We start from the raw sequence: 25,557 nt of genomic DNA on the forward strand, positions 1-25,557 counted from the left end.
ACCGCGCCGCGTGTCAGCCCGTTCGACCACCACTGCCCCGTCGGGCCGGTTCCCGGCCGGGCGGCTGGGTCACGACCGGTCCAGGGGGCGGATGCACCGTCGGCATCACCCGAACCTCGTCGCGGTGCAACGTGACCGGGGTTCCGTCGTGCACCAGCGTCAGCTCCTCGCCCTCCGCCAGCCGGTACCGCGTCTCGGTCCTGTCGATCTCGACGCGCAGACGGCATCCGGCCGCGGCCACACCGAATTCGAGGCGATCGATCCCCCGCGGCAACACCGGCCGGAACGTCAGCCCCGCCCGCCGCCGGCGGGCGCCGCCGAACCCCTGCACCAGCGCGATCCAGATACCGGCCAGCGACGCCAGGTGCAACCCGTTGCTCGTGTTGTGTTCGAGGTCGAGCAGATCGATCAGCGCGGTCTCCCCCAGGTAGTCGTACGCCAGGTCCAGGGCCCCGACATCGGCGGCGACCACCGCCTGACTGCACGCGGACAGCGACGAGTCCCGGACCGTGAGCGGTTCGTAGTACGCGAAGTTGCGTGCCTTCTCCTCCGCGGTGAACGCGTCGGGTACCCACTGCATCGCCAGCACCACGTCCGCCTGCTTGACCACCTGTTTGCGGTACAGGTCGAAGTACGGATAGTGCAGCAACAGCGGGTAGCGCTCCGGGGGCGTGGCGGCGAAGTCCCACACCTGACGGCCGGTGAAGCCCGACGACGCCGGATGCACGCCCCGCCGCGCGTCGTAGGGCACGAACATGCCTTCGGCGGCGGCCCGCCAGCCGCCGATCTCCGCGTCGGTCACGCCGAGGTCGGGCATCCGCTCCCGGTGCCTCTCGACGATCTCGGCTGCGGCGGAAAGGTTCTCGCGCGCCATCAGGTTGGTGTAGAGGTTGTTGCGGACCAGCGCACTGTATTCGTCGGGACCGGTCACCCCGTCGATCCGGAAGCGGCCGTCGTCATCGAAATAACCCAGCGAGTGCCACAGGCGCGCGGTCTCGACCAGCAGGTCCAGGCCCACCGTCTGTTCGAAGTCCACGTCGCCGTCGGCCCGCAGATACCCGCTCGCCGCGTGCGCGACAGCCGCGTTGACGTGGAAGGCGGCGGCCCCCGCCGGCCAGTACCCGCTGCATTCCTTGCCGGTGATCGTCCTCCACGGAAACGCCGCCCCGTCGAAGCCGAGCTGCCGCGCCCGCGCCCGCGCCAGCCCGAGTGTGGAGTGCCGCCAGCGCAGCGCGTCGCCGACGGCTTCGGGCAGCACCGACGTGAGCACCGGCAGCACGAACATCTCCGTGTCCCAGAACGCGTGGCCGTCGTAGCCGCGGCCCGTCAGTCCTTTCGACGCGACGGCCGTTCCCTCCGCCCGCACCGACGCCTGCAGAATGTGGAACAGCGCGAACCGCACCGCCTGCTGCACCTCGGGGTCACCGTCGACGAGGACGTCGGCGCGCGCCCAGAACGTGTCCAGGTACGCACGCTGCTCGGCGGTGATCCCGTCCCACCCGCTCTCCCGGGCCAACGTCAACTCCCCGACCACCTGATCGCGCATCGCGGGCGCGGTCCGCCGCGCCGACCAGGCGTGCGCGACGTACTTCACCATGTGCAACGGCCGGCCCGGCCGCGTGTGACCGGTCACGGTGACCCGCCCCTGGTCCGGGTAGCTCTCGGTCTCGACGTGCACGGCTGGCCCCGACACCTCGTGGTCCATCGCGACCGCGATGCGCAGGCCGCTCCCGCCCGTCGTGTGCACCAGTTGGACCAGCGCGTCGTGGTTGAAGTGCTCCTCCGCGATCAGCGGCTCCGCCAGCACCGCCGCCGCCCGGGGATCCGCCTCGCCGTGCGGCATCGGTTCGTTCGCAACCAGTTCCGATTGCAGCACCACCCGCGCCGGCCTGTCGAGCGGCTCCACCTCGAAACGGATCGCACCGATCGTCCGCTGTACGAACGACACCAGTCGCACCGTCGACACCCGCACCGTGCGGCCGGCCGGGGACTGCCATTCGACGTTCCGCCGCAGCACTCCGGCGCGCAGGTCCAGTTCCTGTTCGTGCTTGACGATGCGGCCGCGGCGCATGTCGAACGGCTCGTCGTCGACGAGGAGCCGGACGATCTTGCCGTCGGTGATGTTGATGATGGTCTCGCCCGAGTCGGGGTATCCGTAGCCGGCCTCGGCGTACGGCATGGGGCGGACCTCGTAGACGCCGGCCAGGTAGCTGCCCGGCAGGCCGTGCGGATCACCCTCGTCGAGGTTGCCCCGCCACCCCAGGTGACCGTTCGCGAGGGTGAACAGCGACTCGGTCTGCGCGAGGACGTCCAGGTCCAGGCTGGTGGCGCGCAGGCTCCAGGGTTCGACGGTGAAGGCGGGATGGGTGATCATGTCGGGCGTCCTCCCACTCGCGGAACCTGGTCACGGCACGAGCACTGCGGCGCCCCCGAACACGCCGCCTTCCAGGTCGGCCAGCGCCCGGTCGGCGGCGTCGAGCGGATACCGGTGCGCGCTCACCCGAAGCCGATGCTGCTGCGCGAAGGCGAGGAACTCCCGCGCATCCTGCCGGGTGTTCGCGGTGACGCTGCGAATCTGCCGTTCGCGGAACAGGTGCCGGCGATAGTCGAGGGGCGGAATGTCGCTCAGGTGGATGCCGGCCACTGCCAATGTGCCCCCGGCGTCGAGCGCCTCCAGCGCGGGCGGCACCAGGTCGCCGGCCGGCGCGAACAGAATCGCCGAGTCCAGCGGTTCCGGTGGCGGGTCCGCAGCACCCTGCACCGACGCCGCCCCCAGGCTGAACGCCAGTTCACGGGCCTCGTCGCCGCGGGTCATCACGTGCACGCGGGCGCCGTGCGCCAGCGCCACCTGGGCGGTGAGGTGGGCACTGCCACCGAACCCGTAGATGCCGAGCCGACCGCCCTGCGGAAGTTCGGCGCGCAGCAGCGACCGATACCCGATGATGCCCGCGCACAGCAGCGGCGCGAGTTCCACCAGCGGGTAGCCGGTGGGCAGTTCCAGCGCGAAACCGGCGGGCACGGTGGTGTACTCGGCGTAGCCGCCGTCGGCGTCCCAGCCGGTGTACGTCGAATAGGGACAGAGATTCTCGTCCCCCCGCACGCAGTAGCGGCAGTGCCCGCACGTGCTGCGCAGCCACGGGACACCGACACGCTGCCCCGTCGTGAACCGTCCGGCGTACTCCCCGAGGTCGTCGCCGACTCCGACGACCTCCCCGATCACCTCGTGGCCCGGGATGACGTTGAGCCGGTGCGGCGGCAACTCACCTTCCACGACGTGGAGATCGGTGCGGCACACACCGCACGCGAGAACCCGGACAAGCAGTTCGCCACTGTTGGGGCGGGGCAGGAGTTCCCGGCCGATCTGCAGCGGTCGGTCGGTGAGCGGGCCCGGTCTCGTCGTCCGCCACGCACGCATCATGGTGGTCGACGCCGTGGTGTGTGAGGTCCGCGAGTTCTCAGTCCGCATACCAGATCCGTACGTCGTGTCGTCGGCGCCGGCGGGAACCGGTGCGCGGCACCTGGGGTCGGTGCCGGTGTCGCCACTTCCAGGATGCCTGGTTCGGCGGCCCGGCAACAGGGGGCACCGCCGGGACCCGCACGGGCCGACGCGCCCGCCACCCGGCCCTGGCAAATAGCGCCGACAACCGTCAGGATGGAGTGACCTTCGCGGCGACCGGAGGAGCCGATCCGTGGACGAGCACCCGACCGAGCACCCGACCGACGACGATCTCGACCTGCTCCACCGGTACTGGATGGCGGCCAATTACCTGACGGTGGCGCAGATCTATCTCCGCGACAACGTCCTGCTGCGACGCCCGCTGGCGCCACCGGACATCAAGCCGCGCCTGCTCGGGCACTGGGGCACCAGCCCCGGCCTGTCCCTCGTCTACGCCCACCTCAACCGGCTGATCCGGCGCACCGGAGCGGACGTCCTGTTCGTCGCCGGCCCCGGTCACGGCGGACCCGCCGTCGTCGCGAACACGTACCTGGAGGGCACGTACTCGCAGCTGTATCCGGAGGTGAGCCGCGACGAGGCCGGGCTGCGCCGACTGGCCCGTCAGTTCTCGACACCGGGCGGGATCCCCAGCCATTCCGGCGTGGAGACCCCGGGCTCGATCAACGAGGGCGGCGAACTGGGCTACTCGCTGGCGCACGCCGCGGGCGCCGCGATGGACAATCCGGACCTGATCGTGGCGTGCGTCGTCGGGGACGGCGAGGCCGAGACCGGGCCGCTGTCCGGAGCGTGGACGATCCCGTTCTTCCTCGACCCGGCCCACGACGGTGCGGTGCTGCCGATCCTGCACCTGAACGGCTACAAGATCTCCGGCCCGACGGTGCTCGGACGCCGCTCCGACGACGAGGTGCTCGCACTGTTGCACGCCTTCGGCTGGGACGCGGTGGCCGTGTCCGGGGACGATCCGATGCAGGTGCACCGCGACCTCGCCGAGACCCTCGACCGCGCCCACACCGCGATCACCCGCATCCGGGACGACGCACGTCGATCCGGCTTCACGGAACGACCGCGATGGCCGGCGATCGTGCTGCGCACCCCGAAGGGCTGGACCGGCCCCGACGTCGTCGACGGTGTGCAGGTCGAGGGCACCTTCCGGGCCCACCAGGTGCCGATCGCCGACGTGCGTGACGTGCCGGCGCACCTGCAGGCGCTCGAGCAGTGGATGCGCTCGTACCGACCCGAGGAGCAGTTCGACCCGCAGGGCCGCCTGGTCCCGGAACTGGCCGCGCTGGCCCCGTCCGGCGACCGGCGGATGGGCGCGAACCCGCACGCGAACGGCGGCCGGCTCCTGCGTCCGCTGGATCTGCCGGCGCCCGAGCGGTACGCCGTCGAGGTGCCTGCGCCGGGCGCCGTCCACCACGAGAGCACCCGGCCCCTCGGCGAGATGCTGCGCGACATCTACTCGGCCGACCCGCACGACTTCCGGTTGTTCTGCCCGGACGAGACGAACAGCAATCGCCTCGGCGCCGTCTTCGAGGTCACCGACCGGTGTTTCGTCGGCACCGTGATCCCCGGCGACGACCATGTCGGGCACCACGGCCGGGTGATGGAGGTGCTGTCGGAGCACCTGTGCCAGGGCTGGCTCGAGGGCTACCTCCTGACCGGCCGGCACGGGCTGTTCGCGACGTACGAGGCGTTCGCGATGGTGAGTGCGTCGATGACGATCCAGCACACCAAGTGGCTCGAACGTGCGCGCTCCCTCGACTGGCGGGCCCCGGTCGCGAGCCTGAACATCCTGCTCACCTCCACCTGCTGGCGCAACGACCACAACGGGTTCTCCCATCAGGGGCCCGGACTGATCGACACGGTGCTGTCGCTGTCCGGCGGTGTCACCGGGGTGTACCTGCCGCCGGACGCGAATTCACTGCTGGTCGTCGCCGAGCACGTCTTCACCACCCGCGACAGCGTGAACCTGCTGGTGGTCGACAAGCAGTCTCACCCCCAGTACCTGACACTCGAACAGGCCCGGGAGCACGTCGGGGCGGGGGCCTCGATCTGGGACTGGGCCGGCACCGGGAACGCACCGGACGCCACCGAACCCGACATCGTGCTGGCCTGCGTGGGCGACGTCCCCACCGAGGAGACACTCGCCGCGGCCGCCCTGCTGCGCGGCCAGGTGCCGGATCTGCGGGTGCGGGTGGTCAACGTGGTGGACCTGATGTCGATGGCGCCGCCCGACGTCCACCCTCACGGGCGTTCGCACGAGGACTTCGCGCGCCTGTTCACCGAGGACGTGGACGTCGTCGTCGCGTGGCACGGCTACGCCCGCGCCTTCCACCAACTGCTACACGGCCGGGCGAACCCGGACCGCTTCCACGTCCGCGGCTACACCGAACAGGGATCGACCACGACACCGTTCGACATGGTGGTGCTCAACCACATGAGCCGCTACCACCTGGCGATCGAGGCACTGCGCCGATCCCGCCGGACACCCGACGGCGCCGCGGAACTCGTCGGCTACTGCGAGCGGATGCTCGACCGCCACCACGGTTACGTGCGCGAGCATCTCGAGGACATGCCCGAGGTCCGCAACTGGGTGTGGCCGGAGCCGGTCTGACGCTGTCTACACGCCCAGTTTCATGCCGGCGCCGGCGTCCACCCGCAGCTGCTGGCCGGTGACGAAGCGGGACTCGTCGGACGCGAGGTACACCACCGCGTGCGAGATGTCCTCCGGTTCGACCCAGGGTGTCGGCATCGCCTGCATGAACGGGAACGTGACCTTCGCGTCCTCGGCCGTCGGATTCTCGAGGTCCGGCCGGAACGTCCGGTACATCGGCGGGCTCTGCAGCATGTCGGTGTTGCAGTTGGTGGGATGGATCGCGTTGACCCGGATCGAACTGGGGCCCAACGTCAACGCCAGGGACTGCGTGTACGTCGAGATCATCTTCTTCGCCAGCCCGTAACCGTCCCCACCGGGACCCTGCAGGGCCTGCTGACCATTGATTCCCGTCTGCGGGACGAGACCGGCAACCGACCCGGTGGCGATGATCGACGCCCCCGCCCCGAGGTACGGCATCGCGGCGTGGATCGTGTTGACGACACCGACGAAGTCGACGTCGAACGCATCGACGAAGCCCTGCACCGGAATGTGATTGCCGAGCGGGCAGATTCCCGCGTTGGCGACCACCACGTCGAGTCGCCCCAGTGTGGAGACCGCGGCGGCGAGTTCACGCTCGAGGCCCATCCGGTCGCGGACGTCGACCTTCGCGGCGACGACACGGCGACCGGTCTTCTCGACGAGCCGCACCGTCTCCGCGAGATCGGCCTCCGTGGCCAGCGGGTACTCGTTGCTCGCGATGTCGGCACACACGTCGAACGCGATGATGTCCGCGCCCTCGTCGGCGAGGCGCTGCGCATGGCTGCGGCCCTGCCCGCGCGCAGCGCCCGTGATCAGAACGACTTTCCCGGTAACCCGATTCATCAGTTCGCCTCCGCAGGTGCCCTCAGTGGGCTCAGTGGGTGGCGGGACCGTCACCCACTGTGGATTACAGCACGTCACATTGTGAAGTAGGACACATTTCAGTGCCAGCAATCCAACCTCTTGCCGACTGCAACTTGCGATGTACAGCGGAGATGAGCGAAACGTGACGCCGATTCGGCTGCCGTCGAGTGGCCAGCCTCCGTCGCGCCCCTCGGGCCGGCTACGGCTGTTCGGAGCAAATGTTCGTTATGTTCCGGGCGGGGGCTGCGCCTCTGCGGCTTCCGCGCACCCGAGAGGTGCGCACTGCACGAGGAAGGGCACATCTCCATGACCATCCTTGATCGATCGTCTTCACCGACACGGCGGACACGGGTTCGGCTGTTCGCGGGCATCGCCACCGCCGCGTTCGCGGCCACCTCGCTCGTCACCGGAGGAGGTTCGGCCTCGGCCGATACACTCATCGACACAATCGGTGGTGTCGGCGCCTATCCGCTCGGGGTGGCGATCACCCCGGACGGGACCCGCGCCTACGTCACCAACTCCGAGAGCGACTCGGTGTCGGTGATCGACACCGCCACGAACACCGTCGTCGGCTCACCCATCCCGGTCGACTCGTATCCGAGCGCGATGGCGATCACCCCGGACGGCACCCGCGCCTACATCACCAACCAGGACAGCAATACGGTATCGGTGATCGACACCACCACGAACACCGTCGTCGCCGCACCCATCCCGGTCGGCACGAAACCTACTGGGGTGGCGATCACCCCGGACGGCACCCGCGCCTACATCACCAACCAGGACAGCAATACGGTATCGGTGATCGACACCACCACGAACACCGTCGTCGGCTCACCCATCCCGGTGAACTCGTATCCGTGGGCGGTGGCGATCACCCCGGACGGCACCCGCGCCTACGTCACCAATTTGGGCCGGAGTGCGGTGACGGTCATCGACACCGCCACCGATACTGTCGCCGGCACACCCATCCCGGTCGGCAGTCAACCGTACGGCGTCGCGATCACCCCGGACGGCACCCGCGCCTACATCACTGACCGGGTGAGCAATACGGTGTCTGTCGTCGACACCACCACGAACACGGTCGTCGGCAGCCCCATCCCGGTCGGCGGGTCTCCGTGGGGTGTGGCGTTCACCCCGGACGGGGCCCGCGCCTACATCACCAACCAGACCAGCAATACGGTGTCTGTCATCGACACCACAACGGGTGCGGTCGTCGGCATACCCACCCCGGTCGGCACGCGGCCGACCGGGGTGGCGATCACCCCGGACGGTACCCGCGCCTACATCACTGATCTGACCGGCGGCACTGTCTCGGTGATCGCGATCGGTGACGAACCCGCACTCGACGGAACCCCCACCGCCGGGGCCGTCGGCCGGCCTTACAGTCACGCCTTCACGCTGACCGGCTATCCGGCCCCCACCGTGACCGTCGCCGCCGGCTCCCTGCCCGACGGCCTGACCCTCACCTCGGACGGGGAACTGACCGGCACCCCCACCACTGCCGGACGATTCGAGTTCACCCTCACCGCCACCAACAGCATCGGCGATGATGCCACGCTTCCTGTCGTGCTCGACATCACCGACAGCACCCCACCCGACAACGGGTCGATCGGCAGTTTCGGCTCCCTGAACTGGTCCTACTGACCGACCAGCGTCACCGCGCAGACCCGGTGGCCGCCCATCCCTCGACAGGGGAGGGGCGGCCACCGGCGTCACACGACCGATATCAGCGCCATCTCACGATATGCCGGGAATCCTAGGCAGGGCGCTGCAGCGCCGCCATGAACATCGCATCCGTGCCGTGCCGGTGCGGCCACAGCTGGACGCCGGGCCCGTCACCCAGACCGGGCACACCGGGCAGCAGCTCACGGGTGTCGAGCTCGATGGCCCCGTGCCGGCGCACGGCGTCGGCGACCACGCCGACCGTCTCCGAGACATGCGGCGAGCAGGTGGAGTACAGCACCACCCCGCCCGGCCGGACCAGCTCGAGCGCCGATGCCAGCAACTCCCGCTGCAGCTTCACCAGACCCGCCACGTCCGACGGCTGCCGCCGCCACCGGGCCTCGGGACGCCGGCGCAGCGCACCCAGACCGGTGCACGGGGCGTCGACGAGAATCCGGTCGTAGCCGCCATCCAGGCCGGGGTCGCGACCGTCCGCGACGTGCACGTCGACCGGCAGTTCGCGGGTGGTCTTGCGAACCAGGTCGGCACGGTGCTCGACCGGCTCCACCGCGTCGAGACGTCCACCCTCGATCCCGACCAGCGCGCCGAGCAGCGCGGCCTTGCCGCCCGGACCGGCACACAGGTCGAGCCAGCGTCCACCGTCGGCACCCTCGAGCGGGGCGAGCGTGAGCGCCCGGGCCACCAGCTGGCTGCCCTCGTCCTGCACGCCCGCCAAACCCTCGCGGACCGCGTCGAGCAGGCCGGGGTCACCGCCGTCCAGATGGACGGCGTACGGCGAGTAGGGACCCACCTCGCCGCCGGTGATCAGTGCCAGTTCCTCCGCCGAGATCTCACCGGGCCGGGCGACCAGGTGGACCGCCGGACGGGCGTCGTCGGCGGCGAGCACGGCCTCGAGCTCACCGGCATCTGCACCGAGCGCGTCGGCGAACGCCTGCGCGATCCACGTCGGGTGGGCGTACCGGAACGCGAGGTGCCCCACCGGGTCCACGGCGGCGTCCGGGGCCAGTTCGGCCACCCACTGGTCCTCGGTCTTCTCCGACACCCGGCGCAGGACGGCGTTGACGAACCCGGCCTTGCCGGAACCGGCCTCCGCGCGAACCAGGTCCACCGACGTCGCGACCGCGGCGTGCGCAGCGATGCGGGTACGCAGCAACTGGTACGCGCCGAGTTGCAGGACATCGAGCAGCGGACCGTCGATCTCGTCGATCGGGCGGCCGGCGCACTTGGCGATGACGGCGTCCAGCAGCCCGCGGGCGCGGGCGGTGCCGTAGGCCAACTCCGTCGCCAGGGCGGCGTCGCGGCCGTCGAGACGTCGCTCCCGGAGCAACCCCGGCAGAACGAGATTCGCGTACGCGTCACGTTCGCGGACCGCGCGCAACACGTCCCGGGCCGCGCGCCGCGACTGATCGACGGACGCCTGCGCCGGGTCGGGCCGCCTGGCCTGGCGGGGCCGGTTGTTGTCGCCGCCCCGGCCGCCACCGCCGCCCCGACCGGCGTTCCCGCCGCGGCCACCGCTCCGGCGACCGCCCTGTCCGCCACCCTGTCCGCCACCGGACCTGTCGGGACGCCTCGACTCGCTCACTGTGCCCGCACCTCTCCGTCGAGGCGCGCACCGCGCGCCCAGTCGACCGCTGCCATCTGCTTCTTGCCCTGCGGCTGAACCTGGTCCAGCCGGACCGCCGTCGTGGAGGTGCCGACGTAGAAGCCGTCCTTGCGCACCTCGATCTGCCCGGGCCGCAACGTCTCCTGCGCCAACGTCACGGGTCCGACCTTCACTCGCAGATCGCCGATCATCGTCCACGCGCCGGGAGCCGGGGTCACCGACCGCACGTGCCGGTGGACGGCGAGAGCGGGCTGGTCCCAGCGGATCCGCGCGGACTCGACCGACACCTTCGGTGCGTGGGACACACCGTCGGGCGGCTGCGGGACGGCGTGCACCGCACCGTCCTCGACACCGTCGAGCACCGATTCGAGCAGGAGCGCACCGCTCTCAGCGAGCCTCCCGAGCAGGGCGCCCGCCGTGTCGGTGGTGCGGATCGTCTCGGTCACCACGCCGTACACGGGCCCGGTGTCCATGCCCTCGTCGAGGGCGAAGACGGTCGCGCCGGTCATCTCGTCACCGGCGTTGATCGCGGCCTGCACGGGGGCGGCGCCCCGCCACGCGGGCAGCAGCGAGAAGTGCAGGTTCATCCACCCGTGCCGCGGGACGTCGAGCACCGGACGCGGCAGCAGGTTGCCGTACGCGACCACCGGGCACGCGTCCGGCGCGAGTTCCTGCAGCCGAGCCAGGAACTCCGGATCCGACGCGGACGTCGGCGTGAGCACCTCGATGCCGTGCTCGTCGGCGAGCTGCCCGATGGGCGAACGGACCAACTTCCGCCCGCGCCCGGCCACCGCGTCGGGCCGGGTCACGACGGCGACCACCTCGTGACGTTCGGAGTCGATCAGCCGCTGCAGCGACGGCACAGCCGGTTCCGGTGTCCCCGCGAAGACGATGCGCATCAGCTCCGGGCCTCCAGATGGTCGGAGCGGGTGGGCGAGGTGTTCACGAGGGCGGCTCCCGGAGCGTCGAATCCCGGCGATGCCGGAAGAGGGTTCACTCCGGGATTCTACGGACCCGAAGGAGCAGTTCAGCCACCGGTCAGTGCCGCCTCCACCCGTTCGGTGTCGGCGTCGGACCAGTCGGCCGGCTGCAGGATCCGGGCCCACATTCCGGCGGCCTCGGGGCCGTACGCGTGCCCGTGCCCGGCCGGGACGTCCGCCGAGAAGATCATGTCGAGCGTCACCTGCCAGAAGGTGACGAGCGGCAGCCACGACATGTTGGGATCGACGTCGCGTCCGCGCGGTTCACGCAGCCAGTCGGGCTCGTTGAACAGCAGCGACGGCGACCACCACACGATCGGGTCGCTGGCGTGCTGCCAGTACACGACCCGCCGCGGCCCCCATTCGGTGTCGAGGTCGAGATCGCCGGGCTCGGACGCGAACCGGACCGACCGGCCCTCGTCGACGACCGGCAGGATCTCCGAGGATCCCGCATCGCGGTCCGCGGTCACCTCCCGCCACTGCGGCGTGAAGTTGGGAGTGCCCACCCACAGGCCACCGTCGACCCGGGTCGCCATGTCCTGGTAACCCGCGAACGCGTTCTGTCCGCCGTACGAGCCGAGGCTCTCCCCGAACACGACAAGCTTGGGCCGGGTCTCGACGGGCAGGTCGATCCAGCGCGCGAACACCGCGTTGAACAAGGCCCGGCCGGCCACCTGCGGGGTCTCCCGGTCCGCGATGAAGGCCAGCGGGCTAGGCAGGAAGGAGTACTGCATCGACGCGATGGCGGTGTCGCCGGCCTCGATGTACTCCAGCGACGACGCGACGTTCTGGTTCACCCAGCCGCGGCCGGTGGTGGTGTTGACCGCCAGCACCTTCCGCTCCCAGGCCTTGGTGCGGTCGAGCTCGGCGACGACGAGATCGGCGACGCCGGCGATGGACTCGGCAGATTCGCGGCCGGCGTACACCCGGATCGGCTCGATCGCGGGTCGGCCCGTCACCTCGGTGATCCGCTCCGCGTTCGGGCCCCGGCCGACGAAGGTGCGTCCTTCCTGACCCAGCGTGTCCCAGGCCTGGGCGGACGCCGGTGATCCACTCCGCTCGGGCGCCGTCGGTTCCTCGACACCCGCCGCCGTCGCGGTGTCGGCGCCCGAGAAGCTCCAGTTGGCGAACGCGATCAGGCCCTTGTACAGCGCGCCGTTGACGACCAGCACCGCGATCACGACCGCCACCAGCAGACCGGCCACGTTCGCCGCCGGCCGCGGCACCAGGCGCCGGGCCACGCTCGTGAGTTTGCGTGTCCCCACTCGGATCCCGCGCCCCGCCTCGAGCAGCACGAACCACACCACGACGGCGATCAGGAACACCAGCAGGATGTTCCCCGGGGCGTCCTGCGCGATGCCGACGAGTTCGCGGGCGAAGTTCTGCCACACCGATCCGAGCACGAGGAACACCGGAACGACGACCGCCGTGGCGCCGCCGAGAATCCACCAGCCGATCAGCCGTGTCCGCGCCGACCACTTCGGCTGGACGCCGCACGCCCGCACGATCCAGGCGGCGAGGCAGCCGACGCCGTAGCCGAGCGCAACCGAGATGCCCGTCGCCAGCCCCTGCAGATACCACGCCCGCGGGAGCAGCGAGGGACTCATCGACCAGGTGAAGAACACCAGCGCGACGGCCAGGCCCACCGGGTGCAGTCTGCGAAGGTGGGTGCGCAGTCGCCGGCCGAATCGTCGGACTGCGGGAACCGCTGCCGGTTCGTCCGCCGCGGTGTCCGCGCCGGGCCCGGGCGGCCGGGTATCAAGGCTCATGGTCGGAACCATAAGGCCTGGAAGACGATCTGCGGAAAACCATGCAGAACGGGCGCTGGTGAATGTCGTCGGATCCACGACAACACCACCCCCATCGGGCCAATATCACGAACACACCACCGGATCGCGCGCCACGCCGGTCGCCGCAGTGACATTTTAAGGATTCCGACCCGGAACCGTCCGCGCTCGAGGTAGCTTTCGACGCGAACCCGCTGCCCCAGCACCCCGGCAGGACAGGGCACATCATTCGCCACCCCGGCAGACCGGTGGCCATTCACGAGCCACCCCGGCAGACCGGTGGCCGTCCTTTCGGATCAGCGCCTCGACCAGTCCGGCTCCGGACGGGCCGACAGACGCGAGCAGTCATCGAAGAAATCCGAAACACCTGCACCACAATATCTTTCGATCCTCCGCGCACGCTCGATCGCGCCCATGGAGGCCATGGGCCACCACACACCGGCCACGTCGCCGCCATTCTCCGAGCACATCCGACTTCTCGGTAAGGGGTACCGCAATGCTGTTGAGGGATACGAAGTCCGGCCACACCGGCACGATCGGAGTGAAGTTACTCGAAGCGTCTGCCCCCGCGACCCGCACGGGTTTCGCATTCGATGTGGCGATCATCGGTCTGGGGTATGTCGGGCTGCCGACATCGCTCGCGTTCCACGCCGCCGGCGCCCGGGTGCTCGGCATCGACATCAGCGAGGACCGACTCGACATCGTCCGCCGACAACGCGCAGATCTGGTCGACGCGGACCGTCGGCGACTGGCGGACGCGCTGCAGGACGACGGATACGCGACGACCAGTGAGATCGCCCGACTGTCGGACGCCGCCGCGGTGATCGTCTGCGTCCCGACTCCGGTCGACGAGTACCTCACACCCGAGCTGGACATCCTGCGCCGGGCCTGCAAGGCCGTCGTCGAGCACGCCGTTCCCGGTCAGGTCCTCATCCTGACGTCCACGACCTACGTCGGCAGCACCCGCGACCTCCTGACCACCGAACTGACCGCGAGGGGGCTCGAGGTCGGCACCGACGTCTTCGTCGCCTTCAGTCCCGAGCGCATCGACCCCGGCAACGAGCGGTTCGCTCACGAGGAGGTTCCTCGCGTGGTCGGAGGCGCTACCGCAGCGTGCACCACGGCCGCGGCCGCCGTACTGCACCGCTACACGGCGAACGTGCACGGCGTCGAGTCGACCGACGCCGCCGAGATGACCAAGCTCGTGGAGAACACCTTCCGAGCGGTCAACATTGCACTCGCGAACGAGTTCGCGGAGATCTGCCGATCACTGAGCCTCGACGTGATGGACGTGATCAACGCCGCCGCCACCAAGCCCTACGGCTTCATGCCGTTCTTCCCCGGACCGGGAGTCGGCGGGCACTGCATCCCGTGCGATCCGCACTACCTGCTGTGGCAGTTGCGGAAGAAGCGGCTGAGCACGCCGCTGATCGAGCAGGCGATGAACGGCATCGCGGCGCGCCCGCACCGGGTCGCCGAACGTGCCCGGCAGACGCTCTCCGAGCACGGCTGCGGGATCGTCGGGGCGCGCGTCCTGGTCGTCGGGGTCGCCTACAAGCCCAATGTCGAGGACCTGCGGGAATCGCCGGCGTTGGAGATCATCGCCGACCTCATCGAGATGGGCGCCGCCGTGGCGTACCACGATCCGAACTTCCCCGCCCTGAACCTGCCCGACGGCACGGTACTCACCGACATCGCGGACCCCGCGGGCTTCGAGGCCGATCTCGTGATCGTGCACACCGCGCACGACGGGGTCGATCTCGGCTGGCTCGCCACGGCGCAGGCGATCCTCGACACCACCTATCGACTCGATCGGCTACCGCGCCGCGTGGCGCTGTAGCAACCCCGGAACCTGACGAGCGAAAGGACTTGCTGACGATGAAAACCACAGTGACCGGAGGTGCCGGGTTCATCGGCAGTCATCTGGTCGAGTACCTGCTCCGGCAGGGCGACGAGGTCGTGGTGCTCGACGACCTCTCGACAGGCAAGCTCGCCAACCTCGAATCGGTGTCGGGCGCCGCCGGATTCCGCTTCGTCGAAGGATCGATCCTCGACCGCGACGCCGTCGACAGCGCGGTCGGCGGGGCGGACCGTGTGTTCCATCTCGCTGCGGCCGTCGGTGTCCGGTTGATCGTCGACAGTCCACTCGAGAGCCTGCGAACGAACATCCACGGCACCGAGACGGTTCTGGATGCGTGTCTCGACGCGGGCTCGACCCTGCTGCTCGCCTCGACCAGTGAGGTCTACGGCAAGAACACCTCAGACGCGCTGTCCGAGGATGCCGATCGCATCCTCGGCTCCCCGCTCACCGCCCGCTGGACGTACGCCGCCGCGAAGGGCATCGACGAGGCGTTCGCACACGCGTACTGGCGCGAGTTCGGACTGCGAGTGGCCATGGTGCGCCTGTTCAACACCGTCGGCCCCCGCCAGACCGGTCGATACGGGATGGTCGTGCCGACCCTGGTCGGGCAGGCCCTGCGCGGCGAGCCCCTCACGGTGTTCGGGGACGGGCAGCAGACGCGGTGCTTCTCGTATGTCGGGGACGTCGTGCCGGCGATCGTCGCGATCGCCGAACAGCCCGCCGCGTACGGCCGTGCGTTCAACCTGGGTGGAGCACAGGAGGTCTCGATCCTCGACCTGGCCGAACGGGTGGTGGAGATCCTCGGCTCCGACAGTGCGATCTCCCTCGTGCCGTACGAGCAGGCCTACGCGTCGGGCTACGAGGACATGCGACGCCGGGTTCCCGACAACCGACGTGCGCGGGAACTGGTGGGATTCGAACCCACCACCAGGTTGGACGAGATCATCGCTCGTGTCGCCCACGCGCTACCCGGCGCAGACGTCGACACGGCCCGGTCCGGGGTGGGCGCACGCAGATGACCACCCGAATCACTCTCCGCGACCACCCGCGGACATGCATGACGGTTGCGCTGGCGGCCACCGCCGCACTCTCGCAACTCCATGCGGACGCGCGAGTCACCGACCGCCCCCCGGCGCCAATGGTGATCGGGGCCGTTCCGTACTGGGACCGGAGCGCTGCGCTGACGTCGATGCACGAGTACGCCCGATTCATCGACGTCGTCTCCCCCTGGTCGTACTCGGTGGCGCGCGACGGCACCCTGACCGCGGCCGCCGGAGCGGGCCCGGACGCCGATTCCGCCCTCCCCGTCGGTTCGGGCGCCGACCGCATCCGGACCGTTCCCACCATCACGAACACGACCGACGGACAATGGGATCGCGAGACGATAGCGGCGGTCCTGCGTGATCGGGCGCTCCGCCGCACCCATGTCGAGGCCCTCACCGATCTGGTCACCACGCATGGCTTCGACGGTATCCAGATCGACTACGAGGATCTGTCCGCCGCCGATCGTGACGACTTCTCCACCTTCGTCGGCGACCTGGGCACCGCGCTGCACCGGATCGGCCGCGTGCTCGACGTCGCCGTTCACGCGAAGCCGACCGACGCGGGCTACGGGCAGCACAACGAGGCGCAGGACTACGCCGCGATCGCCGCCGGCGCCGATCGGGTGATCGTGATGGCCTACGACCGGCACTGGGCGACGAGTACGGCGGGACCGATCGCCCCGTACGACTGGGTCGAGGAGGTCGTCCGGTACGCCGTCACGAGGATTCCGCGGGAGAAACTCGTCCTCGGAGTCGGCCTCTACGGCTACGACTGGGTCGGCTCGGCAGGGACGCCGCTCACGTGGACCGAGGTGATGTCGGTCGCGGCGGCGCACCGCCCGTCGATGCGCTGGGACGAGACTGCCCTGTCCACGCACTTCACGTATGTCGTGGAGGGAATCACCCACGAGGTGTGGTTCGAGAACGCCCGCAGCGTCAGGGCGCGAGCCGCCCTCGCGCGGCGGCACGGGCTGGCCGGTGTCGCGCTGTGGCGGCTCGGCGGTGAGGACCCGTCGATCTGGCGGTGCAGCCTGTGACCCGTTGAGCATCAACGACTTTCATTCGACCGGCCCTGCCGGTGCATCCCCTCTGGCATCGAAGGATCAGCAATGTGCGGAATTATCGCTTGCCGGACCAACGGTCCTGCCCTCGACTACCTGCTACCGGCACTGAAGCGGCTCGAGTACCGCGGCTACGACTCGGTCGGTGTCGCCGTCCGCACCGAGGACGGCGACATCGCCCGGCTTCGAACGATCGGCCGGATCGGCGCACTCGAGCAGCAGGTGACGCGCTGGACCGGGCCCGAACTCGACGGGCTCGGGATCGGGCACACGCGCTGGGCGACCCATGGCGGCGTCGACGAGACCAACGCGCACCCACATCTCGACTGCACCGGGCGAATCGCAGTAGTGCACAACGGAATCATCACCAATGCCGATGAGCTGGGGAGGGAACTGCGCGCCACCGGACACCGGTTCACGTCCGACGTCGACAGCGAGGTGGTCCCCCACCTGATCGAGGACTGCCTCGCGACGTCCGGCAACCTGCTGACCGCCGTTCAACAGGTGGTCGATCGACTCTCCGGTTCCTGGGCCCTCGCGGTGCTCGAGCAGGGCACCGGCCGGCTCGTCGCCGCCGCCAACCGTTCGCCACTGTTGGTCGCTCGCGCCAGGGGCTGCGTCTTCGCCACGAGCGACGCGGCCGCGATCGCCGACTGGGTCGACGAGTTCCGCACCCTCGACGACGGGGACGTCGTGGAACTCGGCGACGTCTTCACCTGGAACCGTCGCGGGGCGAGGTGTTCACCGCCGCCGCTCCGACGGCAGTCGTGGGCGCGGACCGACTTGAGCCTCGGCCGCCACACCGACTTCATGAGCAAGGAGATCACCGAACAGCCGCGGGTGGCCGCGCGCCTGCTCACCCGAATCGGCGGCGGTGTCGCCGACGGATCACTGTGGTCCGGACTCGGCCTCCCCGATTTCGACCGGCTGCGCGTGGTCGCGTGCGGTACCTCGATGCACGCCGGTCAGGTGATCGGCAACTGCGCGCGCGGGGCGGGCGCCATCCCGTTCACCGCGACCGTCGCCAGCGAAACGCTTCGAGAGCAGTCGGACCCGAAGACGCTCACGCTCGCGATCAGCCAGTCCGGCGAGACCGCCGACGTGTTGCGCGCACTGGACCTGCGCTCCCCCGGGGACGGACCGCTGCTCGCATTGACCAACTCCACGCATTCGACGCTCGCGCGCCGTGCCGACGCCGTCCTCCCCTGCTCCGCGGGCCCCGAGATCGGGGTCGCGGCCACGAAGACCTTCGTGTGCCAGGTCATTTCCGGAGTCTCGCTGATGCTGTCCTCGATGGTGGCGACCGAACGACTCGCACCGGAGATCGCGACTCGGCTGATGCATTCGCTGAACGGGATCCCGGCCCGTCTCGCGGCCGCGGTCGAGACTGCGCAACAGCTGATCCCGCCGATCGTGGACGAGCTCGCCACCGCGACCGGGTTCGTCTTCCTCGGGCGTGGCGCCGGCGTTCCCTATGCGGCCGAAGGCGCCCTCAAACTCAAGGAACTCACGTACCGGTGGGCCGAGCACCATCCGGCCGGGGAGCTCAAGCACGGGCCGCTGGCGGTGATCGAGTCCGGCACCCCGGTCGTCGTCGTCGACCACGGTGACCCGCGCATCTCCGCGAACATCGCCGAGGTCCGGGCCCGCGGCGGACGCATCATCAGCATCGGAATCGACGGCAGCACCGTCCCGGTGCTGCACCCCGGTCCGGCGCCGTGCGGGCCGCTCGAATCCGTCGTCCCGATGCAGGTCCTGGCACGCGAACTCGCACTCGCCCTCGGCCGGGACGTCGACAAGCCTCGCAATCTTGCCAAGTCAGTGACCGTCGAATGATCCGTCGATCCGAAAGGCACAGCATGAACAGTCAGAATCGGCTCCGTCCGGCCCGGCGTCCGTCCCGGCACCCACGCCCACACCGGCCACCTGTCCGGCGGCGATACCGGATGCTGGGCCTGGTCAGTGCCCTGACCCTTCTCGTCGCGCCGACGCTGTTCTCGGTCGGGGCCGGTGCACCTGCGGCGGCCGCCGCAGCGCCCACCGTGGTGAGCCTGACGTTCGACGACGGCAATGCGGATGCGACGGTGGCCGCGCAGACCCTCCAGGCCAACGGTCTGCGCGGGACGTTCTTCGTCCCCTCCGGCTACGTCGATCAGCCCGGATACCTGACGCAGGCGGATCTCCGAGGGATAGCCGCCGGGGGCCACGAGATCGGCGGCCATTCCGTCACACACCCCGACCTGACCGCGATGTCGCGGGACGAGGCGACCCGGCAGATCTGCAACGACCGGGCGAATCTGACCGGCTGGGGATTCGACGTCACCTCCTTCGCGTACCCGTTCGCTTCGGCGACCGCCGACACCGAGGCGCTCGCGAGGCAGTGCGGATACAACAGTGCGCGCGGACTCGGGGACGTCGAGACCCGATTCGGGTGTGAAGGATGCGACCGCGCCGAGGCCGTGCCGCCCCAGAACCCGTTCTATACCAAGGCACCGGACCAGGTGGACAGCACCTGGACCCTCGCGGATCTGCAGAATGTGGTCACCGCCGCCGAGAACGACGGAGGCGGATGGATCCAGTTGACCTTCCACCACGTCTGCGCCGGCAACTGCGATCCCGCCGGGCTGTCCGTCTCGCCGGAACTGCTCGACGAGTTCGCCGGTTGGCTCGCCGCTCGGGCGGCCGACAACACCTCCGTCAAGACCGTCCGTGAGGTGATCGGCGGACCCGTCGCACCGGCGACACCCGGTCCCGTCGCCCCCGTCGCGGCCCCGGGCGTCAACGGCGCACCGAACCCCGGCCTCGAAGCGGTGGGCGCGAACGGACTGCCCACGTGCTGGATGGCGGGCGGCTACGGCGTCAACTCACCGACGTTCGCCACGGTCCCCGAGGCTCGCAGCGGCAGTGTCGCGGCGCGCCTGTCGATGACCGGCTACGTGGACGGCGATGCGAAACTGCTGCCGACGCTCGATCTCGGTGAATGCTCCCCCGGGGCCGTTCCCGGACACACCTACGCACTGTCCGCCTGGTACAAGTCCACCGCCCCGACACAGTTCGCGGTGTACTACCGGACCGCGGTCGGTACGTGGGCGTACTGGACCTCCAGTCCCTGGTTCGACGTCGCATCCGAGTACACCGCCGCGGAGTGGACGACTCCGGCGGTGCCTGCCGGAGCCACCGGAATCAGCTTCGGTCTCAACCTGTTCGGCGACGGCGAACTGCACACCGACGACTACTCGATCACCGACACCAGCGCCGGCTCGCCGCAGCCGCCGACAGGTTCCTGGGGGCTCGGCAGCACGGGCACCGCACCGGGTGACGGCACGACGGCACCGGAACGCGGCATGAAGTCGATCCCCGACACCGACCGCAGCGATCGGCGCGGGCAGGTCGCACCGCAACTGCACTACGTGCCCGGGCCGGAGGAACTGCAGCCCGGCCAGACCTTCCTGCCGAACACCGGGCCTCTCGCGGACTGAGTCCCGGCACCCGCCCGCCACCGCCGACCGGTCCGAGGATCACCTCCCGGATCGGTCGGCACCGGCGGCGACCGCTTCCAGCACACCGGGACAAGTGCGAGCAGAAGGAGAACCATGACCCCCCACACCGTTTCGAGGATGCTGGGCGCCGTCGCAGTGGCAGGTGCGGCCGCCGCGACGGGCTGCGCCGCGGATGCGGCCCAGCCCGGCCCCGCCGTCGCCGCCGCCGCCGAGTATCCGTGGCACACCGACATCGTCGCGACGACGTTCTGGGTCGGCGAGATCTTCGACCCCACAGCCGAGGACGGCAGCCAGGTGTTGTCGACCTACGACGCACACTGGCTCGAGAGCTACGGCGGGTGCGACGGCGTCTCGGTCGACGGCCAGTGCCGCACCGAGTCCCGCACCGCCGACAACGGGTACTTCCCCAGGAACATGACGCCGCGCGAGAACCCTTTCTACCTGGACCTGCCCTTCGACGACGTCAACGACGAGATCGCGTTCGCGCAGCGCGGTGAAGTGGTCCCCTGGGCCGACGAATCTCCCTACCGTGAGCGCATCTCGGACCCCTCCTTCAGCCTGATGAAGAACCGCTGGGTGCGCCTGAAGAGCGGTGACAACACGTGCTACGGCCAGATCCAGGATGCCGGACCGGCCAACTACCACGACGCCGACTACGTGTTCGGCGCGGACGATCGCCGGCCCGCCAGCGACGAGTTCAACGGCGCGGGACTCGATGTGTCCCCGGCGCTGAACGGCTGTCTGGGCTTCCGGGAACTCGACGGCCAGAACGATCGCGTCGACTGGCAGTTCGTCGACGAGGGCGACGTTCCTCCGGGCCCCTGGCTGACGCTCGTCACCACCAGTGGGGTCCAGCAGTGACCGGTTCCGCGGTCCGCGGTTCGCTCCTCCTTCGAGGCAAGGGGTTTCGATGACGACACTCGTCTTGATCATGCTGCTCGCGTTCGGGATCAACACTCTCTTCTGGGCGTCGGTCGGGGCCGGGAGAGTACTGACGTTCCGGTGGACCCACCGGCGGGGACGGCACCCGGACGACCGGCCGAGCAGGCCGCCGTTGACACCCGGCGACGTAGCCGTGCTGGTCGCGGCCCACAACGAGGAACTGGTGATAGGAGAAACGATCTCCTCCGCGGCCTCGCTCGTCCCACTGACCAACATCTTCGTCATCTCGGACGGGTCGTCGGACCGCACCGCCGAGATCGTCCGCACGGCGGGAGCACAAGTCCTCGAACTGAACCCGAACCGGGGCAAGGCCGGCGCGCTCGCGGCCGGGATCGAACACTTCGGCCTGTGCGAACGATTCGAGGTGGTGATGCTGCTCGACGCCGACACCCACCTGGCACCGGACTACCTCACCACCGGGCTCGCCGAACTCGCCGAACCCGGAGTCGTCGCGGTCGCAGGCCGGGCCACCACGATCGCCACACCCGACCCGCCGAGCCGGCTGGGCCGGTTCCTGGTGGCCTACCGCGAGCGGGTGTACATCGCGGTGCAGTATCTGCTGAAGTACGGTCAGGCCGCGCGCTGGGCCGACGCCGTCACGATCGTCCCCGGCTTCGCCAGCATGTACCGCACGCGGGCACTGAAGGACATCGACGTGAGCGCCCCCGGGCTCGTCATCGAGGACTTCAACATGACCTTCGAAGTCCACGCGAAGAAGTTGGGGCGCATCGCCTTCCATCCCCGCGCCGCAATCGCCTACACCCAGGACCCGGACAACTTCGGCGACTACGTCAAGCAGATCCGGCGCTGGGCCCTCGGGTTCTGGCAGACACTGCGACGTCACCGACTCCACGCGGGTCGATTCTGGGTGGCGCTGGCGGCCTACGTCGCCGAACTGGTCACCAGCAGCCTGCTGTTCGTGCTCTTCCTGCCGCTGCTGGCCCTCTCGGTCACCGCACAGATCGTCGGGGACCTCGGGATCGGAACCTGGCAACCGGAGATACCACCGCCCCTGATTCTGCTCGCCGGCGTACTGATTCCCGACTTCCTGTTGACCGTGCTGGCCGCCGTGATCAGCCGCCGCCCCCGCTATCTGCTCTACGCCCTCGCCTTCCCCGCCATGCGCGTCGTCGACGCTGCGGTGTGCCTGCGCACGCTGCCGCTGGCGTGGAGCAGTCGAGACTCCGGTGTGTGGCGAAGTCCCTCGAGACGGTCGAGGTCCGAACCCGGCACCGCCGGCGGCCCGGGGGCAGCACAAACCCCGCCACCGAAACTGCGCGTCGTCCGCGGGCAGGACCACGAACCCGAGCAGGAACTCCGCGGCGAGATCGCCTGACCCCAGCCGAACTGCCGCCCCTGGGCATGCCCCTCCACATCCGCACAACAGGTAAGGAATGTCGACATGAACCCGGTGCCACTCCACGCACGATCTCGACGGACCGCCACATGGTCCGCGACAGCGATACTCACCCTGTCGAGCGCGCTGGCCCTCGCGACGCCGGGGACAGCGGCGGCGGCCGAGCGCACCGCGCCCACCCCGGCCGGCGCGCTGACGGTGACGCTCTCGGACGACGCCGTCGAATCTGTTCCGAGCCACACGTTCATGCCGACCTCGCGGGAGAGCCTCGTGTCGGTCTCGGCCGTCGCCACCGCGACAGGTGACGGCTCCGAGGACGTCACGAGCGGCACACTCGACGTCGGCTACCGGGTCGGCTGCGCGGTCGACGTCTCCGGTGGCGTGCAGGTCGCGATCCAGATGTCGGCCGGCCCCGCGATCACGATGCTCCCGACACCGGGAATCGGAATGAACTTCGGCGTGGGACCGTCGATCCTGATCAATCCCAAACTCGGTACCAGTCAGGATGTTTCACTCGGCAAGCAGGTCTCGTACGGGCCGGAGTCCGGGGTGTCGTTCGACGCGGCTCGCATCAAGATCGACGGGTGCCTCGGCGACGTGTCGATTCAGCCGTTCGCCGTCTACACCGTCACCACCGATCGGGGAAGCCACTCGGTGGCAACGTACGGGGCCTCGCGAACCCTGTGACGAACGCCGCTCGCCCGCACCGGCCGGTGCGGGCGAGCGGCGTTCGTGTGCCTATACGCGCAGCCCGAGGGTGACGATCGCCTCGGCGACGGTGTGCACCGTGACATTGTGCGACCGGGCGTGACTCCGGATCAGCTGGTAGGCCGCGTCGATGCCGATGCTGTTGGCGTTGGAGATGATCCCCTTGGCCTGCTCGACGACGATCCGACTGGTCAGAGCCCGTTCCAGTTGCCCGGACCGCTGCTCGTACCGACGGACCGCCGATCTCTGAGCCAGGTAGACGGACACCATGTCGGCGAGCACACCGACGACGGAGATCTCGTCCGCCGGCCAACGCCGCGGACGATCCGAAACCAGGACGAGAGCACCGACCGTGCGGCCGCCGTACCCGAGCGGGAACAGCGCCAGCGACACCAGCCCGGATCGCCGGGCCTCTGCGACGAACTGCGGCGCGGCGTCCCGATGATCGTCGACGTCCTCGATGTGCAGGACCCTCCGGCGAGCGATGGCATCGGCGCAGGGATCGCCCGACACCAACTGCGCCAGGTGATCGAGGTCGACACCCCGTCCAGTCGCCGTCACCGAAGTGGGCAGACCGTCGTGATCGGCCACGACGCCGCCGCCGGCGAGTCCGAGCGAATCCGAGATCAGTTCGATCAGGCCTTCCAGCACACGATCGGCCTCCACTGTTGCGGCCTGTAGCTTCGCGAATTTCTCCACGACCGCAACGAAACCAACTTGATCAAACAATCGACAGTCCCCCTGCTCGAGAATTAGACACCCCGACATTGGAAGATTCCGCCAGTCGCCCGCGACACAGCGAGGGTAATCACACCTTTCCAATCATTCCGTAATAGATTCGATATACAGATCGGATGGGTCACCTGTTACCCCCTGCCCGGACCACCCTCCATCCGCCTCGGCCGCACGATGTCGACCGAGGCGGATGGACCCCCTGCGCTCGAAATAATACCGTGTCCTGCATCGATTCCGAGAGGGATTCGCCACTCATGATTGAAGGGTCAAGAAGTGGACAGAAAGGGACCAAAGCCCTCGACTGAAATTCATTTCCGCCCACGACAGTGAAGGCTTACCTCTCACGACTGATCGAATGTTACCGATCTTGATCCGAGGGTGATAATGACAGCAGAGTAATTCACCCTCCACCGACCGGAATCGACAACAAATGATCGACTCACACACCGAACCAGGTACGAACGGTCACGAATTACTTTCCAGGATCATCTCGGCAATTCCGGCGCCCAACGGAACGGGCGCACAGGTCGGCCCGGGAGCAGTCGGGTCCAGGGCCCGCACCACCAACCCCAGTGCGAACGGGTCGTAGACCATGTTGAAGTGCCCGCCCCGGTTCTCCGGACACAGATCCTGCACCGACAGATTCACCGCCCCCGGGTCACGCAGGGCGATGTTCGTGTGGGGCTGGATCATCTCGTCGAAGCGGGATCCGATCGTCGTGTACTCCGGACCCGGCACGGTGTCGCCGCCGTCGTTGAGTGCGGTCAGGAAGGGCGATCCCTGCATCTGCTGGCTGATCGCCTCCGAGGTGAGGGCCTCCACGATCCGGTCAGGTTTCGGCAGCAGTCGCAACAACGGCACCAGCCCGAACATGATGCCGCCGTATGTGGGCGACGCCACTCCTACCCAATGTTCCACCGCCGCAGCCCCGTCGAGCCGATTGACGAAGTAGCGCGCCACGGTGGCGCCCTGCGAATAGCCGACCAGATCGACCGTCGCCGCACCGGTGGCCCCCCGGACCTGCGCCACGAACTCCCCCACCTCCCGTGCGCTGCGGACGATGTCGGCGCGGGCGTACTTCCCGAGTGTGCCGTCCGCGCCGTAGTTGAGGGTGAACACGCAGAATCCTCGCGCGGCGAGAAGCGGTGACAGCGCCGCCCAGTCGGAGTACGAGTCCGAGTCGCTGCCGTGGACCAGGACCACCGGATTGGGGCGAGCGGCGGCCGGGCGGCAGTGAAAGTCGTTCGCGCCCGGCGGCGCCGAGTCCGGGTGGCTCTCCGCGTATCGCAGGGCCGCGGCATGCCGGGTCTGGACCGGGCCCGGCATGCCGCGGCCCTGCGA

The 25,557-nt window shown here is 69.3% G+C and carries 18 protein-coding genes; 10 read left to right on the forward strand and 8 right to left on the reverse strand.

Features of this window, described 5'->3' with window-relative positions; genetic code table 11:
- Nucleotides 1–13 precede the first annotated feature (13 nt).
- A complete protein-coding gene (locus IJ15_RS0106435; RefSeq protein ID WP_031937523.1) occupies nt 14–2,374 on the reverse strand; it encodes a glycoside hydrolase family 65 protein in 2,361 nt (786 codons plus the stop codon).
- A gap of 30 nt (nt 2,375–2,404) precedes the next feature.
- Nucleotides 2,405–3,415 (reverse strand): zinc-binding alcohol dehydrogenase family protein, encoded by a 1,011-nt coding sequence (locus tag IJ15_RS0106440; protein WP_031937524.1) that lies wholly within the window; start codon nt 3,413–3,415, stop codon nt 2,405–2,407.
- A 274-nt stretch (nt 3,416–3,689) separates the two neighbouring features.
- Here IJ15_RS0106440 and IJ15_RS0106445 point away from each other — a divergent pair, with 274 nt between their 5' ends.
- Nucleotides 3,690–6,071 (forward strand): phosphoketolase family protein, encoded by a 2,382-nt coding sequence (locus IJ15_RS0106445; RefSeq protein ID WP_031937525.1) that lies wholly within the window; start codon nt 3,690–3,692, stop codon nt 6,069–6,071.
- A 6-nt stretch (nt 6,072–6,077) separates the two neighbouring features.
- On the opposite strand, the gene IJ15_RS0106450 is transcribed toward IJ15_RS0106445, so the two are convergent.
- Nucleotides 6,078–6,935, reverse strand: coding sequence for a mycofactocin-coupled SDR family oxidoreductase (locus IJ15_RS0106450; RefSeq protein ID WP_031937526.1), 858 nt, complete (start codon nt 6,933–6,935; stop codon nt 6,078–6,080).
- 327 nt (nt 6,936–7,262) lie between these two features.
- On the opposite strand from IJ15_RS0106450, the gene IJ15_RS0106455 reads away from it, so the two are divergent.
- Entirely contained in the window at nt 7,263–8,600 is a 1,338-nt protein-coding gene (locus IJ15_RS0106455; RefSeq protein WP_156112035.1) for a beta-propeller fold lactonase family protein, read from the forward strand.
- Between the two features lie 112 nt (nt 8,601–8,712).
- On the opposite strand, the gene IJ15_RS0106460 is transcribed toward IJ15_RS0106455, so the two are convergent.
- From IJ15_RS0106460 to IJ15_RS0106470, 3 genes are all read right to left on the reverse strand, one after another.
- Nucleotides 8,713–10,221 carry an RsmB/NOP family class I SAM-dependent RNA methyltransferase gene (locus IJ15_RS0106460; protein WP_081880610.1) on the reverse strand — a complete coding sequence of 503 codons (1,509 nt, stop codon included), beginning with the start codon at nt 10,219–10,221 and terminating at the stop codon, nt 8,713–8,715.
- Nucleotides 10,218–11,141 (reverse strand): methionyl-tRNA formyltransferase, encoded by a 924-nt coding sequence (fmt, locus tag IJ15_RS0106465; RefSeq protein WP_031937529.1) that lies wholly within the window; start codon nt 11,139–11,141, stop codon nt 10,218–10,220. The genes IJ15_RS0106460 and fmt overlap by 4 nt, the downstream gene beginning before the upstream one ends.
- A 128-nt stretch (nt 11,142–11,269) precedes the next feature.
- Nucleotides 11,270–12,991, reverse strand: a complete 1,722-nt coding sequence (locus IJ15_RS0106470; protein WP_081880616.1) for an alpha/beta hydrolase — start codon at nt 12,989–12,991, stop codon at nt 11,270–11,272.
- A gap of 514 nt (nt 12,992–13,505) precedes the next feature.
- Here IJ15_RS0106470 and IJ15_RS0106475 point away from each other — a divergent pair.
- The 8 genes from IJ15_RS0106475 (at nt 13,506) to IJ15_RS0106510 (ending at nt 23,460) form a co-directional block, all read left to right on the forward strand.
- On the forward strand, nt 13,506–14,849 hold the full coding sequence (locus IJ15_RS0106475; RefSeq protein WP_081880611.1) for a nucleotide sugar dehydrogenase: 1,344 nt from the start codon (nt 13,506–13,508) through the stop codon (nt 14,847–14,849).
- A gap of 38 nt (nt 14,850–14,887) precedes the next feature.
- Entirely contained in the window at nt 14,888–15,889 is a 1,002-nt protein-coding gene (locus IJ15_RS0106480) for a dTDP-glucose 4,6-dehydratase (protein ID WP_051918581.1), read from the forward strand.
- 38 nt (nt 15,890–15,927) lie between these two features.
- Nucleotides 15,928–16,950, forward strand: coding sequence for a glycosyl hydrolase family 18 protein (locus IJ15_RS0106485; protein ID WP_197059765.1), 1,023 nt, complete (start codon nt 15,928–15,930; stop codon nt 16,948–16,950).
- A 72-nt stretch (nt 16,951–17,022) separates the two neighbouring features.
- Nucleotides 17,023–18,810 carry a glutamine--fructose-6-phosphate transaminase (isomerizing) gene (gene glmS / locus IJ15_RS0106490; RefSeq protein WP_031937534.1) on the forward strand — a complete coding sequence of 596 codons (1,788 nt, stop codon included), beginning with the start codon at nt 17,023–17,025 and terminating at the stop codon, nt 18,808–18,810.
- Nucleotides 18,811–18,920: 110 nt separating this feature from the next.
- Nucleotides 18,921–20,453, forward strand: a complete 1,533-nt coding sequence (locus IJ15_RS0106495; RefSeq protein WP_051918569.1) for a polysaccharide deacetylase family protein — start codon at nt 18,921–18,923, stop codon at nt 20,451–20,453.
- Between the two features lie 114 nt (nt 20,454–20,567).
- The gene (locus IJ15_RS0106500) at nt 20,568–21,335 is read left to right on the forward strand and encodes a hypothetical protein (RefSeq protein ID WP_156112036.1); all 768 of its coding nucleotides are present in this window, start codon (nt 20,568–20,570) and stop codon (nt 21,333–21,335) included.
- 49 nt (nt 21,336–21,384) lie between these two features.
- Nucleotides 21,385–22,752 (forward strand): glycosyltransferase family 2 protein, encoded by a 1,368-nt coding sequence (locus IJ15_RS0106505; RefSeq protein ID WP_081880613.1) that lies wholly within the window; start codon nt 21,385–21,387, stop codon nt 22,750–22,752.
- Between the two features lie 66 nt (nt 22,753–22,818).
- Nucleotides 22,819–23,460 carry an MspA family porin gene (locus tag IJ15_RS0106510; RefSeq protein WP_031937538.1) on the forward strand — a complete coding sequence of 214 codons (642 nt, stop codon included), beginning with the start codon at nt 22,819–22,821 and terminating at the stop codon, nt 23,458–23,460.
- Nucleotides 23,461–23,511: 51 nt separating this feature from the next.
- On the opposite strand, the gene IJ15_RS0106515 is transcribed toward IJ15_RS0106510, so the two are convergent.
- On the reverse strand, nt 23,512–24,180 hold the full coding sequence (locus IJ15_RS0106515) for a GAF and ANTAR domain-containing protein (RefSeq protein WP_051918573.1): 669 nt from the start codon (nt 24,178–24,180) through the stop codon (nt 23,512–23,514).
- Between the two features lie 501 nt (nt 24,181–24,681).
- Nucleotides 24,682–25,557 (reverse strand): esterase/lipase family protein (locus IJ15_RS0106520; RefSeq protein ID WP_031937540.1); only part of this gene is annotated, 876 nt, incomplete at its 5' end.

The organism is Prescottella defluvii (assembly GCF_000738775.1).
Classification (GTDB): Bacteria; Actinomycetota; Actinomycetes; order Mycobacteriales; family Mycobacteriaceae; genus Prescottella; species Prescottella defluvii.

Excerpts from the sequence above, each read along its gene's own strand:
- IJ15_RS0106505 (WP_081880613.1), top strand. The coding sequence starts at position 21,385 with ATGACGACACTCGTCTTGATCATGCTGCTCGCGTTCGGGATCAACACT.
- IJ15_RS0106475 (WP_081880611.1), top strand. The coding sequence starts at position 13,506 with ATGCTGTTGAGGGATACGAAGTCCGGCCACACCGGCACGATCGGAGTG.
- IJ15_RS0106435 (WP_031937523.1), bottom strand. The coding sequence starts at position 2,374 with ATGATCACCCATCCCGCCTTCACCGTCGAACCCTGGAGCCTGCGCGCC.
- IJ15_RS0106455 (WP_156112035.1), top strand. The coding sequence starts at position 7,263 with ATGACCATCCTTGATCGATCGTCTTCACCGACACGGCGGACACGGGTT.
- IJ15_RS0106440 (WP_031937524.1), bottom strand. The coding sequence starts at position 3,415 with ATGCGTGCGTGGCGGACGACGAGACCGGGCCCGCTCACCGACCGACCG.
- IJ15_RS0106450 (WP_031937526.1), bottom strand. The coding sequence starts at position 6,935 with ATGAATCGGGTTACCGGGAAAGTCGTTCTGATCACGGGCGCTGCGCGC.
- IJ15_RS0106500 (WP_156112036.1), top strand. The coding sequence starts at position 20,568 with ATGACCCCCCACACCGTTTCGAGGATGCTGGGCGCCGTCGCAGTGGCA.
- IJ15_RS0106480 (WP_051918581.1), top strand. The coding sequence starts at position 14,888 with ATGAAAACCACAGTGACCGGAGGTGCCGGGTTCATCGGCAGTCATCTG.
- IJ15_RS0106485 (WP_197059765.1), top strand. The coding sequence starts at position 15,928 with ATGACGGTTGCGCTGGCGGCCACCGCCGCACTCTCGCAACTCCATGCG.
- fmt (WP_031937529.1), bottom strand. The coding sequence starts at position 11,141 with ATGCGCATCGTCTTCGCGGGGACACCGGAACCGGCTGTGCCGTCGCTG.
- IJ15_RS0106495 (WP_051918569.1), top strand. The coding sequence starts at position 18,921 with ATGCTGGGCCTGGTCAGTGCCCTGACCCTTCTCGTCGCGCCGACGCTG.
- IJ15_RS0106510 (WP_031937538.1), top strand. The coding sequence starts at position 22,819 with ATGAACCCGGTGCCACTCCACGCACGATCTCGACGGACCGCCACATGG.
- glmS (WP_031937534.1), top strand. The coding sequence starts at position 17,023 with ATGTGCGGAATTATCGCTTGCCGGACCAACGGTCCTGCCCTCGACTAC.
- IJ15_RS0106470 (WP_081880616.1), bottom strand. The coding sequence starts at position 12,991 with ATGAGCCTTGATACCCGGCCGCCCGGGCCCGGCGCGGACACCGCGGCG.